11 protein-coding genes, 3 tRNA genes and 1 rRNA gene are annotated in these 18317 nt (G+C 31.6%); all 15 read right to left on the bottom strand.

What is annotated here, in order from left to right; translation table 11 throughout:
• Nucleotides 1-84: 84 nt before the first annotated feature.
• Nucleotides 85-1989, bottom strand: coding sequence for a 1,4-alpha-glucan branching protein GlgB (gene glgB, locus BLV79_RS10850; RefSeq protein ID WP_074718892.1), 1905 nt, complete (start codon nucleotides 1987-1989; stop codon nucleotides 85-87).
• 31 nt (nucleotides 1990-2020) lie between these two features.
• The gene (locus BLV79_RS10845; RefSeq protein WP_074718890.1) at nucleotides 2021-4960 is read right to left on the bottom strand and encodes a tetratricopeptide repeat protein; all 2940 of its coding nucleotides are present in this window, start codon (nucleotides 4958-4960) and stop codon (nucleotides 2021-2023) included.
• Between the two features lie 280 nt (nucleotides 4961-5240).
• Nucleotides 5241-6587, bottom strand: a complete 1347-nt coding sequence (locus BLV79_RS10840) for an AI-2E family transporter (RefSeq protein WP_083354558.1) — start codon at nucleotides 6585-6587, stop codon at nucleotides 5241-5243.
• Nucleotides 6588-6719: 132 nt separating this feature from the next.
• Nucleotides 6720-9011, bottom strand: coding sequence for a hydratase (locus tag BLV79_RS10835; protein ID WP_074718886.1), 2292 nt, complete (start codon nucleotides 9009-9011; stop codon nucleotides 6720-6722).
• A gap of 66 nt (nucleotides 9012-9077) precedes the next feature.
• Nucleotides 9078-10298 (bottom strand): hypothetical protein, encoded by a 1221-nt coding sequence (locus BLV79_RS10830; RefSeq protein WP_074718884.1) that lies wholly within the window; start codon nucleotides 10296-10298, stop codon nucleotides 9078-9080.
• 94 nt (nucleotides 10299-10392) lie between these two features.
• Entirely contained in the window at nucleotides 10393-11133 is a 741-nt protein-coding gene (locus BLV79_RS10825; RefSeq protein ID WP_074718882.1) for a histidine phosphatase family protein, read from the bottom strand.
• 185 nt (nucleotides 11134-11318) lie between these two features.
• Nucleotides 11319-12941 (bottom strand): phosphoenolpyruvate--protein phosphotransferase, encoded by a 1623-nt coding sequence (ptsP, locus tag BLV79_RS10820; RefSeq protein ID WP_074718880.1) that lies wholly within the window; start codon nucleotides 12939-12941, stop codon nucleotides 11319-11321.
• A gap of 265 nt (nucleotides 12942-13206) precedes the next feature.
• Nucleotides 13207-13464 (bottom strand): HPr family phosphocarrier protein, encoded by a 258-nt coding sequence (locus tag BLV79_RS10815; protein WP_074718878.1) that lies wholly within the window; start codon nucleotides 13462-13464, stop codon nucleotides 13207-13209.
• Nucleotides 13465-13523: 59 nt separating this feature from the next.
• Nucleotides 13524-15569: a PTS fructose transporter subunit IIABC gene (locus tag BLV79_RS10810; protein WP_074718876.1), complete on the bottom strand. Its 2046-nt coding sequence runs from the start codon at nucleotides 15567-15569 to the stop codon at nucleotides 13524-13526.
• 12 nt (nucleotides 15570-15581) lie between these two features.
• Nucleotides 15582-16496 (bottom strand): 1-phosphofructokinase, encoded by a 915-nt coding sequence (pfkB, locus tag BLV79_RS10805; RefSeq protein ID WP_074718874.1) that lies wholly within the window; start codon nucleotides 16494-16496, stop codon nucleotides 15582-15584.
• Between the two features lie 3 nt (nucleotides 16497-16499).
• Entirely contained in the window at nucleotides 16500-17246 is a 747-nt protein-coding gene (locus BLV79_RS10800; RefSeq protein WP_074718872.1) for a DeoR/GlpR family DNA-binding transcription regulator, read from the bottom strand.
• A gap of 666 nt (nucleotides 17247-17912) precedes the next feature.
• Nucleotides 17913-17983, bottom strand: a tRNA-Cys gene (locus BLV79_RS10795).
• 16 nt (nucleotides 17984-17999) lie between these two features.
• Nucleotides 18000-18071, bottom strand: a tRNA-Glu gene (locus tag BLV79_RS10790).
• A gap of 4 nt (nucleotides 18072-18075) precedes the next feature.
• Nucleotides 18076-18147 (bottom strand) — tRNA-Asn (locus tag BLV79_RS10785).
• 60 nt (nucleotides 18148-18207) lie between these two features.
• Nucleotides 18208-18317: ribosomal RNA gene (locus BLV79_RS12910) — 23S ribosomal RNA — on the bottom strand; the annotation flags it as partial.

Raw genomic sequence — 18317 nt, 5'->3', positions numbered from 1 at the left:
ATACTTACTCAAAGAGTATATCGACATCAGTTTCCCCAAAAAATAGTAAACAAAAATATAATTTACTCTACAATGCAGTTTATACTAAAATTTAAAGATAGCCACACCATAAGCTGGTAAAGGATATGCAAAAGAATATCTCTTCTTATCGCACTCTTTTTCCTCAGCCTTATATGATGTCTTCTTATTAGCTGCATCTCCACCAAATCGTGTACTATCGCTATTTAAGACAAGTTTGTATGTCTTTTTCTCTGGTACACCAACTCTGTAATCTATTCTTTCCATAGGAGTAAAATTGATTACGAACAACATATTATTTTTACCATCTTCACTTCTTCTAACAAAACTATATATGCTTCTATCTGCATCGTTAGCATTTATCCATTCGAAACCTTTCCAACTATGATCTAATTCATACATACTCTTGTTTTCTTGATACAAATGTAATAACGCTTTTACCCAATCCTGCATATATTTATGTTTTGGATTTTCTAGAAGATACCAATCAAGTTCTCTCTTTTCACTCCACTCTTGCAACTGCGCAAATTCCTGTCCCATAAATAATAGTTTTTTTCCAGGATGTCCCATCATAAAAGCATATCCTGCCATTAAATTCTTAAATTTATCAACTTCGTATCCTGGCATTTTGTTTATCATAGAACATTTTAAATGAACAACTTCATCATGAGATAAAACTAAAATGTATTTTTCACTTTCATTATAACTCATTGCAAAAGTCATCTTATTGTGATTGTTTTTTCTAAAATATGGATCTAACTTCATATAATCAAGAAAATCATGCATCCATCCCATATTCCATTTATATGTGAAATTCAATCCATCATCAATTGCTTTACCTGTTACCTTTGGCCAAGCTGTTGATTCTTCCGCAATCATTAGTGTTCCATGATTTCTTCCTAAAACAACGGTATTAATATGTTTAAAAAATTCAACTGCCTCAAGATTCTTATTACCACCAAATTTATTTGGTACCCAATCGCCATTTTGTTTTCCATAATCAAGATACAACATTGATGCTACCGCATCTACTCTAAGTCCATCAACATGATATTTTTCTACCCACATCAATGCACTACCTATCAAGAAATTCTTAATTTCATTTTTTTCATAATTAAAAATCTTTGTACCCCAATCTGAATGTTCACCCTTCCTTGGATCAGGATATTCATATAATGGCTCTCCATCAAATTCTGCCAATCCGTGTGCATCCTTTGGAAAATGTGCTGGCACCCAATCAAGGATAACACCAATTCCTTCCTTATGACATTCATTTACAAAAGCAGCAAACTCATCAGGTTTACCATATCTAGATGTTGGTGCATAATAACCTGTCACCTGATATCCCCAGGATCCATCATAAGGATACTCTGCTATACCCATTAATTCAATATGAGTATACCCCATTTCTTTTACATATGGTACTAACTTCTTTGCTAATTCTTCATATGTGTAAAAACCATCATCGTTTCTTCCTGGATGTCTTGTCCAAGAACCTGGATGACATTCATAAATAGCTATTGGCTCTTTATAGACATCTTCTTCCGTCTTTTTAGCCCTTGCATTCATCCATCTTTTGTCTGTCCACTTAAAATTTGATGTGTCATACACTGCTGAAGCTGTACCTGGACGTAATTCTGCATATGAAGCATATGGATCGGCTTTATATAATTTCCTTCCATCTTCTGTAATTATTAAGTATTTATATAAAGACTCTTCCTTTACACCTTCTATAAAAAGTTCAAAAATTCCATTTTTGTCTGCTCCAAGTTTTTCCATCTCATGAGATGTTTCATTCCAGTCATTAAACTGACCAATTACAAATACTTGTTTAGCATGTGGTGCCCAAAGATCAAATATAACCCCTTTTTTTCCATCTTTCTTGCACACATGAGCTCCTAACTTTTCATAAATTTCATAGTGTGTTGCCTGCCCAAACAGATAGCTGTCCATTTCCGTAAAGTTACTCATACTACTCTCCTCCAAATATATTTAATTTTTATTATTCAAAATCCTTCTCTCTTAAGATGATTCTGTTATCCTCCGTATAACGCTTTTTGTTGTTGAATCTAGAAAATGCCTTGATTCTACCTTTTTTGCGTTCATTCATTATTGCCTCATCAATTATATCTTTTACTTCAGAAATTGTAGTTGCCTGATCTAATCTTTGAATATTATTAATTCTATTATAAAGTGCTAAAATAGCCATTTCATCAATAGCATAACCTAACTCAGAACAATATGCTTTACCAAAAGCAACTAATTCATCATTATTGAAAATTGGCACTGTGATTTTTTCAGAGAATTTCTTCTCTAATCCTGCGTCTAAAGAAAATGCTTTTTCAATACCATTTGGTGTATCCTCAAATATAATAAGCATACCACTAGTATCATGTTCCATTAATAATGATAACGCAACTGCAGTTTTCTTAGTTAATTCACATACATTTTCAATTATCAAACATCCACCAGATACTTTTTTGATAAGTTTATTAATATCTTTTTTATTTAAAGCAGATGCCTGAATCTTTCCAACTCTACCTTCAGGTTTTCCTGTTTCTTCTTGTAAAACTTTAATAATTCCAGTTGCTAATACTGTTTTACCACAACCTCTTGTACCCTGAACAATTAAATTCTTAGTATTAGCGTTTGTTTTATCCTCTAATCTTTCTTTTAAACCTGTTAATACCTGACATAACTGTTTTTCCATGCCTTTAATTGGTACAAAATATGAGAAAATAGATTTTTGAGCATTAGTAAGCTCTTTTACTACTTCTCCATTTTTCTTTATCTGTCTACTTCTTTCTGCTTTTTTCTCAGAAAGCTGTTTCTTGATTTCTTCTTCAAGTTCCTCTCTAGTAGGCATTGGTTTAGTATCCTCTGTAAGCTTATCACTTTCAGCTGATTGATTTTTTACATCTTTATTATCATTTTTATTGTCTGATTTATCTGTCTTAACTTCATCAAAATCAACCAATACTCCAGTTTTATCAGCTATTTCATCATTTTTATCTAATAACTGTTCTACTGGATCTTCTTCCTCAGTCTCATCTTTTTCAGTTGATTTAAATACATTATTGAAAATATTACAAAGTCCGTTCCATGCTTCTTCACCAATATTTTCTACTGTATCTTCACTATCAACTTCAACATTCTTAGTTACAGAATTTTCATTATCTTTGCCTTTTTCAGTTTTATCATCTGTTTCTACATCATCTTCCACAGATTGTTTTATCTGTTTTGATTCATCCACTCTGGCCACATTATCTTTTAATTCTGAAGACTTTTCAACCTTTTCAATAGCATCCTTAGTAGAACCATCTTTGCTATCAACAATTTTTTCTTGATCATCTTTTGTATCAACATTTGCTGTATTTTCTACATCTTCTGTTGTATTTTTATTTTCTGATCTAGATTCTGAAACCTTTTTTGTTTCTACGACAGTGTCTTGATTATTAACTACTACAGTATCATCATTTTGGGAATCATCTTCTTCATCATAATCTTCAACCTTATTAGTCAAATTTAAATTGTTTTGAACTTTTTCAGATTTAGCACTGACCACATCAGCATCTGAATTATAAATATCTGCAACAGCTCTTTCTGCCTCTATTGCTGATTTAATCTCATTTTGTTCTTTAGCTTTTTCTTTTTCTTTTATCTTATCCGGATCAAGTTCAATACCGAGATTATGCTCTCTAGCTGCTTCAACCAAATCATATTTATCTTTCAAATATTCTCTTTCTAATAATTCTTTTGGAGAATATCCTTCTTTTAACTTTGGAATAACCTCATTTAAACGTTTTAAAATATCTTCTGCAACAGCAAGTGCTCTAGCTTTTGAAGCATTTAATTTTTTTTCTTCTGCTTTTTTCAATGCTGTCTCTGCTGCACGTTTTGTTTTCTCCCATTCACCAAGAATATCATCAATGCTAAGTTGTTCTGCTTCCTTACCATCATTTTCAGATTTAGTTATATTAATTTGTCCTTTTGTTCCTTCGCTCAACAATTCTTTAAAATTCATTTTTAAAGAGCCGTCAATTTCTTCATCTGTTTCAATATTCTTTGTTTCTTTTAAGACTTCATCATCCACTTGAATTACTTTCAAATATGGAATATCTACCACTAATTCTTTGACTTTATTTAATTTACTGTCAATTTCTTCTCGATTTTTGGCATCTTTAATCTCTTTAATAAATCCTTCTAGAGATTTCTTTAATGAATCTGTATCATATTTTTCTTCATTCTCTTTACTTGCTTTTTTTTCTAAAGTCTCACTAATTTCATTTTCCTCAACAAGTTTTTCAATCTTCTGAATTTTCTTGTTATCTAAATGGAATTTTTTGTATTTTTCTTCTTGTTTTTTAGTTAGAGGATGATATAAAATCTTTAATTCAAGTGCTCTCTCAACGTAAGGACCATCTCCAAACCACAAAATAAGTTCATCACATGCAGAAACACATTTTTGAACCATATCTGCCTTATGATACAAATACGCCAATTCATATGCCCATTCTTCAGTGTATTCATGTTCTTTTAAACTTTCCAATATTGGAATCAATTCTTCAGTTGTTGCACCTGTTGCTTTTTTTATTTCGTATTTAAGTGCAAATTTCATTGCATCATTAGGTCCAATTTCAACGAACTCATCATAATACTCATTAGCACTTTCTATATCATTTAATTTTAAAGCTAACTTTGCTAATTTATAGATAATATTTCTTCCTAATGGAGAACGATTATATGCTAAAATCAAGATTTCTCTTGCATCCTCAAGTCTTCCCAATTTTTCATAAACATCTCCAACTTTAACTAAAATATTAACGTTCTTAACCTTATTCCAATTAATTCCGTCTGCAACTTTAGCCGCCGCTTCATATTTACAGTCCTTATATAAATTTTTTATTTCATCTAATTTTAAATTATATTCATATTTATCCAATTCCTGTCACCTCATTGTGAATGATTTTTTTATTGTTTCTACTACAATTTTCTCATTTGTTAATAAATTATCAGTAACAAAAGTGTCAGTATTACCGTCTATAATTATTCGCATACATAACTAGCCCACTGTAGCTAATTATATATTTTAGTGTAACATAGCATAGAATGTATGTCAAAAAAACAAGCAAAAAAAGTGCAGTTATATGTAATATTTTCACATAACTGCACTTTTTCTATTTTTAATAATTTATGTTTTGTCAAAATCATCTGCGAAAGAATTATTTTTTTTCTGAATCAGATTTTTTTACTTTATTTCCAAAAAAATTCTTATTCATTTTTTTCTTAGATGGTTTGCCATCACCTTTTTCCCTGCTTAATTTTTGATAAACAAGACTATTTGTTCCTTCATCTACTTTAACTGCCTCTATATATGCCGTCGTATCAACGACTAATTCTTTTTTTCTTAGAATATTGTTTACACCTTTTGTAACTAAATAATAAATTACACCAAATATTGGCACTCCTAACAACATGCCTATAAATCCAAACATTCCTCCAAAAATTAAAATCGAAAACATAACCCAAAATGAGGATAAACCTGTTGAATTTCCAATTATTTTTGGTCCTATGATATTTCCATCAATTTGTTGTAAAATAACCATAAATATCACTAAATATAATGCATGAATCGGACTTTGTATTAGTGTTATCAATAAAGTCGGTACAGCACCAATGAATTGTCCAAAGAACGGGATCAAATTAGTCACACCAATAATAACTGCAATCAAAATTGCATTTGGAATCGATAAAATTAAACATCCAATGTAACAAATGACACCTATAATTGCTGAATCAATAATTTTTCCAGTAATAAATCCGCCAAAAATTGAATTTGAATGACGCACAACCTCAATTATTTCATTCGCAGTTTTTGGTTTAAATAACGCATAAATAATTTTTTTACATTGTCCTTTTAATTGTTCTTGTATTCCCATCAAATAAATTGCAACTATTATTCCAATAAAACAATTAAAAAAACCTGTTATAATGCTAACTACGCCATTAGTGATTTCAGTTAAATATCTTTGAACTTGTGGAACTAAGTCACCCTTTGTCCATTTTTGAAATTCTTGAGTAACTTTAGCCATAGTTGTTTTAGCGACTTCTGAAGCTCTACTATCCGACTTTACTAACTCTGTAACCCAATTAGAAAAACGCTTCGATTCCGCCGGAAATCTTGTTATAACATTTCTTACACTTTCTATTGTTGCTGGAACAATAGATGCAATTAACAAGAAAATCAAAATAATAAATACTAAAATTGATGCCGTTACAGCTATTCCTCTTGTAATTGCTTTTTCTTTTTTTTCATCTTTAATTAATTTTGGTGCAACTCTGTGAATTTGTTTTTCCCAAAATTTCATTATCGGATTCAAAATATATGCTATTGCCGCACCAATAATGATAGGTTGGCCTGTTCTGATTAGCTTTGCAGAAATATCTGCAAAGCTATCAAACCTATATATTACAAAGAAAAACACTATAACACTTGCTAAGGTTATAAATAATGTTATTCCAACTTTCCAATATCTATCTAACTCTTTTTCATTTTTTTTGTTTTGCAATTTTAAGCTCCTTTGTTCTATAATTATCTTTTTATATTAACCATCAATTGCTAGATAAGAAAATACATTAGATATTATATTGAATATGCCTTTTAAAAACAATATCTGGTAAACAATAAACCTATATTAAAATTACATCTGGCTTCTGTAATAATTAATTAAGCAACCTTTTAAAATGATTTCTTTTTCATTATCTGTTAATGGATCCATTCCTAATTTGAAAGCAGTTTTTTGTCCATCCTTAATTACATATGCATCAAATTCTGTCTTTCCTTCTGAAATAGACTTTTTAATATCTGGAATAAAAATATAATCTAAATTTTCAAATGGCAAAGTTCCTTCTTTAATCAAAAATGGAATCATACCCCAGTTAATTAAATTACTACGATATCTCTTTGTCGCATATTCATTTGCAATATTTGCCCAACCTCCAAGAACTTTCTGACAAGATGCTGCCTGTTCTCTAGCAGAACCATCACCTGGTTTAACTGCAAATATTGTACTACCAAATCCAAGATTTTCTTTCTTAACACCTTCAAATTCTTTATGAATAACATCCATAACAGGTTTTAATTCTTCTACAACTTCTACTGGACAAGTGTCTTCTTCAACAGCTTTTTGCGCTTTTTGAATCTCTTTAGCTCTCTCAACATACTGAGGATCTTTTCTTGAAAGTGCAAATTCAGCTAATTTAAGAGGGTTTGATCTATAAGAAGATGTCTCCCCTGAAGGAATAAGTTCATCTGTTGTTGTTACAGGATCATGGATTTCTGATACAACTTTTAAAACTAAGTTTTCTGGAAGTGCACTCATCTTTGGCCAATCCTTAATGTTTGGACCGAATTTTAATTCTACACTTGAATCTGCTTTTCCCTTACTATCAAAAACTCTGTTTTCGTAAATTGTACTATCATAGAAATATTTAGGTTTTGTATAATTTACATCAATTTCAGTTGCTGCTGTTAAATATCCACCATTAGCCGCTGTTGCTGCAATTGATCTAGCATCCATTAATGCAACAGATGCAATCTGTCCATCTTGAACTTTTGAACCTTCTCTGTTAGGGAAGTTTCTTGTAGAATGTCTAATAGAGAAGGCATTATTTGCTGGAGTATCTCCTGCTCCAAAACATGGACCACAGAATGCAGTCTTAACAATTGCTCCTGAAGCCATTAAATTAGCAACTGCTCCATTTTTCACTAATTCCATATAAACTGGTGTTGATGCTGGATAAACACTAAGTGTAAATTCATCAGAACCAATTGATGAACCTTTTAAAATATCTGCTGCATCGCAAATATTTTCAAATCCACCACCTGCACAACCTGCTATAATTCCTTGATCTACGTATAATTTTCCGTTTCTTACTTTGCTCTTTAAATCCAAATCTACTTTTCCATCAAAACTTACTTTTGCTCTCTTCTCACAGTCATCTAAAATATCAAGCAAGTTTTTGTTTAATTCTTCGATAGTGTATGTGTTACTTGGATGGAATGGCATAGCTATCATTGGTTTAATTTTACTTAAATCTAACTCAATAAACTTATCATAATATGTAACTTCACCTGGAGTTAATTCTTTATAGTCACCAATTCTTCCATGAATTTCTAAAAACTCTTTTATTGTATCATCTGTTTGCCAAATTGAAGACAAGCAAGTTGTTTCTGTTGTCATTACATCAATGCCAATTCTGAAATCTGCTGTTAAATTCTTAACACCTGGTCCTACAAATTCCATAACTCTATTTTTTACAAATCCCTTTTCAAAAGTTGCTCCGATTAAAGCTAAAGCAACATCTTGAGGACCAACACCTTTCATTGGTTCTCCTGTCAAATAAATTCCGACTACTTCAGGTCTGTTAATATCATATGTTCTATTTAAAAGTTGTTTAACTAACTCTGGACCACCTTCGCCGATTGCCATAGTTCCAAGTGCACCATATCTTGTGTGTGAATCAGATCCTAATATCATCTGACCTCCACCCGCTAGCATTTCTCTTGCAAATTGATGAATAACTGCCTGATGTGGTGGCACATAAATTCCACCGTATTTTTTTGCAGCTGTTAATCCAAACATGTGATCATCTTCGTTGATTGTACCACCTACTGCACATAAACTATTATGACAATTTGTCAATACATATGGAATTGGGAATTTCTCCAAACCAGATGCTCTTGCAGTCTGTATAATTCCAACATAAGTGATATCATGTGATGTTAGTTTATCAAACTTAATCTGTAATTTTTCCTTATCGCCAGATACATTATGATTTTGTAATATACCATTAGCGATAGTCCCTTCCTTAGCTTCTTCTTTAGTTGTATTTTTTCCAAATTTGCTTTTTATTTCTACTAATGCATCATTAGAATCTACAACTATCTCTTTGCCATTAATTAAATAGGCTCCATTTTCATGTAATTTCATAATTCTATTCCTCTCAAAAAATTTCTTTTTAAAATTATATCTATTGTACGAACTAAAAGCAAGACCTTAATTGTCTTTCATTAGTTTTTGTACCTCATTTGCTAAAGAACGATATGCATTTTCTTCCTCTTCTTTTAGTTTTTTTAGAAAAACTTCATCAACATTATTGTTTTGATCTAGTATTTCGTCATCCTCATCAAAATCTAACTGTTCAATAGGTTGAGTGACTCTCCTTAAACGCTCTTGTTTTTCACGTGACTGATTAGCATAAACTTTTTTGTTTCTGTTTTCCTTATCTTTTGCTATGATAGCTTTACTTCTTTTCTTCATATTATTTGAAGGAGAAGAATCTCTTTTTTCAGATTTTTCAACATCTTTAGAGTTTCTATCAGTACCTACTGTTTTATTCTCAACTGATTTTTTCTGCTGTTCCTTTTTTTTCTGAAAATATGCAGAATTTAAATTAACCTGTATGTCAGTCTCTTGTGGTAAAATATTTCTTTCTTCTTCAATAAAACTATCTACATCAAAATTATTAGCGACTTCCTGTAGATATTCTTCATTTATTTCGTTATAATCGTATGATTCTATTTCTCCTGAAAATGGTTCATACTCAGGAATATCTACCACCGTTCCGAAATCTTCTTGTGCAATATTCTCCGCATCCTCTACCGGAAGTCCTAATTTTTCAAAATATTTAGGATTAACTTTTACTTCTGGCTGTACTTTACTATAAGATGGAGTATATTTTTTTCTCTTATATTTTATTCCAGAGGCTCTTAATGCTTTTGCTTTTTTTATCTCTCTATTACGTTCTTCGATTAATTTAAGATATTTGTCTGTATCAACCAACCCTTCTAATTGTGACTTTAATTCAGATTGATTGCTTTTTACTATTCTTTTCTGTTCAGCAAGTTTTTCATCCATTTGATTATAAACTCTCTTCACTGAATCCTGTGCTCTTTGCATTATATCTTGTATACTGTTTAAAGCTTCATCTGTATACAATACAGATGCTGCATAAATATCTTCAGCTTTATGATTTGCATCAATAACAATTTCTTCACTTTTCTTACGAAACTCTCTTTCAGCTCTATCTTTACTTGCCTTTGTCATTTCATATTCTTCCATCAAGTCACCAATGCAACTTGTAAGATTCTTTAAAAGCCCTATCATTTGATTTTTATCAACAACTATTTTATTAGTATCTCCTTCATATTCAGGACTTTTAGAAATTGCTATATGCATTTTTTTTAATACTTTTTCTGTGTTTTCCTGTGCACTCATTTAAATACTCTCCTCTAAACTATAAAATCCCCTTTTTAATTACATTACTCATATGTATTGATATTAAAACAAATAACAACACTCACAAAAAATTTTAATCATGTCTTTCATTTTCATTAGCATACATCTCGCAAAATCTAGCTGAAAATGAAGGTTCTTGATTTGCAACATATAAATGAGATGTATCCCCAAAACAATTTACTCTGAATGATGCCACACCTTTTCTTCTTTCCTCTGTATAAATTAACGTCACAGATGAAGTTGGTGCACAAAAACCATGCCACAAAATCATAGGTGACACATGTAATAAATGACTTAACAACACACATTCTAATCCAAAATGACAAAAAAAGACTATTGTATCTTCATTAGCTTTTTCAACTTTATAATAATTATTTTCTCTTTTATATCCATGTTTTTCTAATAATTTATCTAATTCATCACAAACCCATTTATATTCATTTGGAACATTGCTTTCACTCATAGCCTTTGGATTTGTCCATGTATCAACACTGTAAAAATCTGCCTCTTTAGTCCAATCGCCCGGTAGCCAATCCCAAGCGTTTTTTAACTGTGTCGTATCTGGTCTATGAATTCTCGGTGCAAATTCCCTTAACCATTCACACTCAATGGCTTCTCTGTTAAGTTTTTCTAGCGTCTTAGACGCAGTATCTTTTGCCCTTCCTAATGGTGAAACATATATATCTTTTATTTTATACTTATTATCATACTTTACCATTCTATCAGATAATAGTTCTGCCTCTTTCCACCCTGTTGTTGTTAATGAATCAATTTCGTAATTTGGATCTCCATGTCTTGCTATAATTATTCTCATATTATTACCTCAAATCATTTTTTCATTCCTCTTTATTTTAGTATAACATACTAATTTTTACAACTTTTATCACTATTTAAATTATATATACAAAAATGGATAAGATACTGTTTAATATTTTACCAAACATATATCTTATCCATCTAATTTAATAGTTAGAATTCCTAGTGAATTTTTAACTAATACTATTTTGTTGTATCGATTGAACGAATCTTGTCTCTAACTCGTAAAATCATAGATGGGCTAACTGATAACTCATCAAATCCCATTTTAAGGAAAGTTTCTGTTAATGTAGTATCTGCACCTAATTCACCACAAATACCAACCCAAGCTCCACCTTTGTGACCATTGTCAACAATCATCTGTAACATCTTAAGAAGTGCTGGATGATGTGAATCATAGAAATCATCTAATTTTGGATTCTGACGGTCAATTGCAAGTGTATACTGTGTTAAATCATTAGTTCCGATTGAGAAGAAGTCTACTTCTTTTCCTAATTCTTCACTAATCATAACTGCTGCTGGTGTTTCAATCATTACACCAATTTCGATATCTTTCTTATATGGGATACCTTCAGCATCTAACTCAGCTTTAACTTCAGCTAAGATTTCTTTAATCTTTTTAACTTCTGATACAGAAATAATCATTGGGAACATGATTGAAATGTTTCCATAGTAACTTGCTCTTAAAATAGCTCTTAACTGTGTCTTGAAAATTTCAGGACGTGTTAAACAAATTCTAATAGCTCTGTATCCTAAAGCTGGATTATCTTCTTTATCAAGTTCAAAATAATCAACCTGTTTATCTGCACCAATATCTAATGTACGGATAATTACTTTCTTACCAGCCATGTTTTCAGCTACTTTACGATAAGCGCTAAACTGTGCTTCTTCTGTTGGATAAGTATCTGATTCTAAGTATAAGAACTCACTTCTGAATAATCCAATTCCACCTGCATCATTTGCAAGAACAGAAGCAACATCGCCTACACCACCGATATTTGCATATAAGTTGATTCTCTTACCATCAAGAGTAACATTATCCTGTCCTTTTAATTCCTGTAAAAGACGTTTTTTGTCGTCTTCTTGTTTTTTCTTTTCCTGGTAAATCTTTAATGTTTCTTCATCAGGATCAATAATGATTTTTCCTTCGAAACCATCAACAATACCAACTTTACCGTTAGCATCTTCTGGATAATCAACACCAATTAAAGCTGGAATGTTCATTGTTCTAGCTAAAATTGCTGTATGTGAATTTGTTGAACCATGTCTTGTAACAAATGATAATACTTTAGATTTATCTAACTGTACAGTCTCACTTGGAGCTAAATCATCTGCTAATAAGATTACTGGTTCATCTGCCATATCTGCATCGCTTGAATTTCCTTGCAAAATAGAAATTACACGATTTGAAATATCTTTAACATCGGCAGCTCTACCTCTCATATAATCATCATCCATTGATGCAAACATATCAGAGAAATTATCTCCTGTTGTTGCAACAGCAAATTCTGCATTTACTTTCTGGCTTTCAATCATGTTTGTGATAGATTCTACATAATCTAAATCATCAAGCATCATTTGGTGAACTTCAAATACCTGAGCGTTTACTTCACCAACTTCTTTAACCGCTTTCTCATAAATTCCTGCAAGTTGAGTCTTAGCCACTTCTCTTGCATCTTCAAATCTTTTTGTTTCAGCTTCAACATCCTGTATAGTATTTCTCTTTACAGTGTTATCTTTTTTGTTAAAAATAGAAAGCTTACCAATGGCTACGCCACTAAAGACACTTTTTCCTTCGATAACCATATAAATCTCCTTATTCATTATATCTTCTATTACGAATTTTAATCATCTAATACTTAAACTATTTTAGTCAATGTACACTTATTATATCGTTTTCTTTTCTGATTGTTTTTATAAAAAAAAACAAAAAATTAAAATAAGTCTACTTTTTACAGCATTATCCCAGTAAGTAAAAATTAAAATTTAAACCTACTGGGATAACTCCTTTTTTTTAATTATACATCAATAATCCTAAATTAATTCTATAATTTAATCTTAAAACTTAAAATTAAAGATTTTCTTCTAAGAATTTGCTTAATGCTGCGCAAGCTTCTTCTTCTTGATCTCCATCAGTTTTTAATGTGATTTCTTGACCACATTTAACACCAAGGCTCATTACACCGAAGATTCTCTTAGCGTCAACTTCTTTTCCTTCTTTTGTGATTGTTACTGCACATGGGAATTTTGCAGCTTCTTTAACGAATAATCCTGCTGGTCTAGCGTGGATACCCATTTCATCTTTAATTGTGTACTTAAACTCTTTCATGAATTAATTTCCTCCTATTATTACAAAAGTGTTTCGCTCCTATTATAACTCATTTTATTTTATTTTGCATCCTTTTTTATTAATCCTAGTAAAATTGCTGTAACACAAGAGCCAATTAACCACGAAATGACGAATGCTAAAGGTTTTCCTATCGTCATAATGACGAAAATTCCACCGTGTGGAGCCATTAATGTGCACTTAAAGATAGCTGCCAAACATCCAGCTACACCTGCACCAACTAATGTACAAGGAATAACATGTAAAGGATCTGCCGCTGCAAAAGGAATTGCTCCTTCTGTAATAAATGAGAATCCCATTACTAAGTTTGTAATTTTTGTTTCTTTTTCTGCTTTTGTATATTTTTTAGGGAATAAGAAACATGATAATGCAATACCTACTGGAGGAACCATACCACCAATCATAACTGCTGCCATAGCAACGTAACAAGCTTGTACTCTAGGATCGTTTTGACTAGCACCAGCTTTTACTAAATCAGCTGCTTGTGATAGCATTGTTGTTCCGAATACATATGCTGCTTTGTTGATTGGGCCACCCATATCGATAGCCATCATTGCTCCTAAAATTAATCCTAATACTGGAAGCATATTTGCTTTTGATAAATTTGATAACATTTCGTTTAATAATGTATTAAACTCACCAATTAATGGGTTCAAACAGAAGCACATTACAATACCCATTAGTAAAATACCAAATACTGGATAAATTAATGTAGGTTTTAAACCATCTAATGAACTTGGTAAATTTTTTGTGAGCTGTTTTAATAATAGAATAATAAATCCAGCTACAAAACCTGCTGCTATACCACCAAGGAATCCTGATACTGTTTGGCCTTTTCCTGCAAAACCAAAATCAGCTATAAATTTTTCAAAGCCATTTAATTTTTCTGGCCAAACGTTTACAAACTGTGCTAATGAAGCATTTCCTGATGACGCTAACATACCACCAACAAAACCAACTGCAAGACCTGGTCTATCAGCAATTGAATATGCAATATATCCTGCTAATACAGGTACCATTAATCCCATTGCTAATCCACCAACATACTTAAAGAATGCCGATAATGGAACCATCTGACCAAAGTTACCACTACCTGATGAGCCATATCCACAAATTGTATCAATTAAAAATGCAAGTGCAACCATAATACCGCCACCAATAACAAATGGTAACATGTGAGATACACCGCTCATCAAATGTTTGTATGCTGATCTTCCTGCTCCTTCAGAGCTTGATGAAGAATCACTTTCAGAAACAGATTCTGCAGCATTAAATATTGGTGCTTCTCCATTTAATGCCTTATCTAATAATTCATCTGCTTTATTAATTCCATCTGCTACCTTAACTTGAATAACAGGTTTTCCATCAAATCTTTCCATTGGAACTTTTGTATCAGCCGCAACAATAATCGCTTTAGCATCTTTTATCTCTTGGTCTGTTAAAACATTTTTAGCTCCACCTGATCCTCTAGTTTCAACTTTAATAGATATATTTCTATCTTTGGCATGTTGTTCTAGCGATTCAGCAGCCATGTAAGTATGAGCAATACCAGTTGGGCACGCTGTTACAGCTAATACTGAAAAACTTGCACCCTCCTGTGCTGCTAATTTAGCAGTTTCCTGCTCATCCTTATCACTTTCTGCTTCGTCAATAATATTTAAAAATTCGTCAACAGATTTAGCATTTTTCAATTTATTTGTAAAATCTAAATCCATAAGAAGTGTTGATAACTTACTTAAAACATCCAAATGTACATTGTCTTTTGTATTAGGTGCTGCAATTAAGAAAATTAAATTTACAGGCTCACCATCTAATGCATCAAAATCAACTCCATTTGGTAAAACCATAGCTGCAAGTCCTGGTTTATTTACTGCTGAAGACTTGCAATGTGGAATTGCTATTCCTTCACCAATTCCAGTTGTTGATTCATCTTCTCTTGCAAACACTCCTTTTCTGTAAGTGTCTACATCGTTAATTTTTCCGCTTTTTGCCATTAAATCAACCATTTGATTTAAGACATCATTTTTGCCACTAGCTTGACCGCTGAGATTAATACTCTCAACCGCTAATAAATCTTTTATTCTCACGCGTCTACCTCCTTAAAATAAATCTTTATTTTTTTCATATAAAGCTTCAACCTCAGCTTTTGTTGCTAATTCTTCTGAAAAAGCACTTGCACTACCAGTACATACGCCCATTTTAAATGCTTCAAAATAATCTTTCTTTGTCAAATATCCTGCAACAAAACCAGCAACCATAGAATCTCCTGCACCAACAGAGTTCTTCAAATCTCCCTTAGGTGCTTCAGCTCTAAACTCCTGACCATCTTCTGTTACTAAAACAGCTCCGTCTCCAGCCATAGATACTAAAACATTTCTTGCTCCCTTTTCCTGAAGCTTTTTCGCATATTTAACTACGTCATCTTTTGTCTCAATTTTTACATTAAATATTTCACCTAATTCATGATTATTAGGTTTAATTACAAAAGGTTTATATGGTAAAACATTTACCAATAAATCCCTAGTCGCATCCACGGCTATATCTATTTTTTTATCCTGTAAGTGTCTCATAATATCCATATACATTGATTCAGGCATAACACTTGGTATACTTCCTGCAAGAACCAAAGTATCGCCTTCTTGTAATTTATCTAACTGTTTATATAATTTATCAATGTCTTCTTGCATAATCTCAGGACCTCTGCCGTTAATTTCAGATTCCTCATTCGATCTCATTTTTACATTAATACGAGATAATCCCTTTTTAACATGAATAAAATCTGTTTTTACTCCTTTTTCTTCAAGTAATCTTGAAATTTCATCACCTGTAAAACCAGCCATAAATCCTAATGCTGTATTATCAAATCCTAAATTTTTTAGTACAATCGAAACATTAATACCTTTTCCACCTGGAAAAATAATCTCATCTGTTGTTCTGTTAACCTCACCTGCTTTAAAATTTTCAACAGAAACAATGTAATCTAACGATGGGTTAAATGTAACTGTATAAATCATATCTTAAAAAACCTCCGTTATATTTTTATATTTTCTAAGTGAAACTTGTTTAAGATTTGTTGTAATTATATCCATATCTTTAAAATCAGCAAATTTCACACTAGATACTTCATTAAACTTACTTGAATCCGCTAATAAAATTTTCTTTTTACATTTAGAAATAGCAGATTTTTTTACCATTGCCTCCTTTAATTCCGGTGTTGTTATTCCTTTAACTGTACTTACCCCATTCGCCCCAAAGAAACCAACCGAAAAATTGTACATATTTAAACTTTCTATTGCTCTTTCCCCTACAATAGCCTCTGTACTAATTTTCATCTCTCCACCAAGAAGATATACTGTATACCCTCTTTGCGAAAGTTTCCTTGCATGTTCTATAGCATTAGTCACAAAAACAACCTTTTTCTCAGTAATATAATCAATCAACAAAGATGTCGTTGTTCCTGCATCAATATAAACAAAATCATTTGGTTTGATTAATTTCGCTGCATATTTACTTATAATAGATTTTTCCTCTTTATTTAAACCACTTCTATTAACATAGTTTTCATCCATTGTGTTTACAACAACATTATTTGCTATTGCTCCACCATGAACCTTAGTCAATGCCCCACTCGCATCTAATGAATTTAAATCCCTTCTTATCGTGGATTCAGAAGCACTCAATTCAGTCATCAACTCTGCAATAGTGACACTACCTTCCCTCTCCACAATGGAAATAATTTTAGCAAATCTTTCCTCAGCTAACATAAATCACGCTCCATAAATTGTTATTTTTAATATATAAATAATATAGTCTTATTAAAAAATATCTATATATTACTATAAACATCTACTCAAATGACAAAATTTTGTTTATCATGATAACAATTATAGATTCATTTTCCGTCATTGTCAACCAAAATACGCCAAAATCATTCACAAAAATTCCCTTTCAATTTGTACATTTTTACTAATAGTTTGAAGTTTTCTAATTTTTTTTCAAATTTCCCATAAGAGTGCATAATTCAACGAATCTAACCAGAATACAAGGTTCTTTCATTCTATTCACTACCAAATTATAGAAACACATTAATCCTCTATATTTATCGGCACATTTCACACTTTTTTATAATCTTCTATCACTTTTTTACCAAATTTTTTATTATTTATTAAATTATCTATTAAATTTTTTACTAAATCTTTAAAATGGTCTTTTATTGTAATTTTCAATGAATCTTTAATTTAAATTATAATTTTTTCAGTAAAATACTAATTCTATTATTATTCAACAGTACAATTTATTTTCCTACTCATAATTAACATATCCTCTATAAATTATTAGAATTTGTTCATAACTCTTTTATATTTTTTTATTCTGTGCATAACATTTCTTTACAGCACAAAAAAACCAAGTCATTCAGACTTGGTTGAAAAAGGTGACTGCCGGATTTGAACCGGCGATCAGGGTGTTGCAGACCCACGCCTTACCACTTGGCTAAGTCACCAAACAATATTTAAAAATGACTCCGACGGGAATCGAACCCGTGTTACCGCCGTGAAAGGGCGATGTCTTAACCGCTTGACCACGGAGCCTTAACTCCCCGAGTAGGGCTCGAACCTACAACAACTCGGTTAACAGCCGAGTGCTCTACCATTGAGCTATCGAGGATTATTTTTTGAAGTTTATACCTTCAAAACTTCATACAAGCTTTTCTCTTTGAAAACCTTTTTGGTCAAGCCTTCGACCTATTAGTAACAGTCAGCTACATACATTACTGTACTTCCACCTCTGCCCTATTTACCTGTTAGTCTCTCAGGGGTCTTATCTCCTTTTGGAGG

The organism is Lachnobacterium bovis DSM 14045, from assembly GCF_900107245.1.
Lineage (GTDB): Bacteria > Bacillota > Clostridia > Lachnospirales > Lachnospiraceae > Roseburia > Roseburia bovis.
This window is presented reverse-complemented; position numbering and strand designations above follow the sequence as displayed.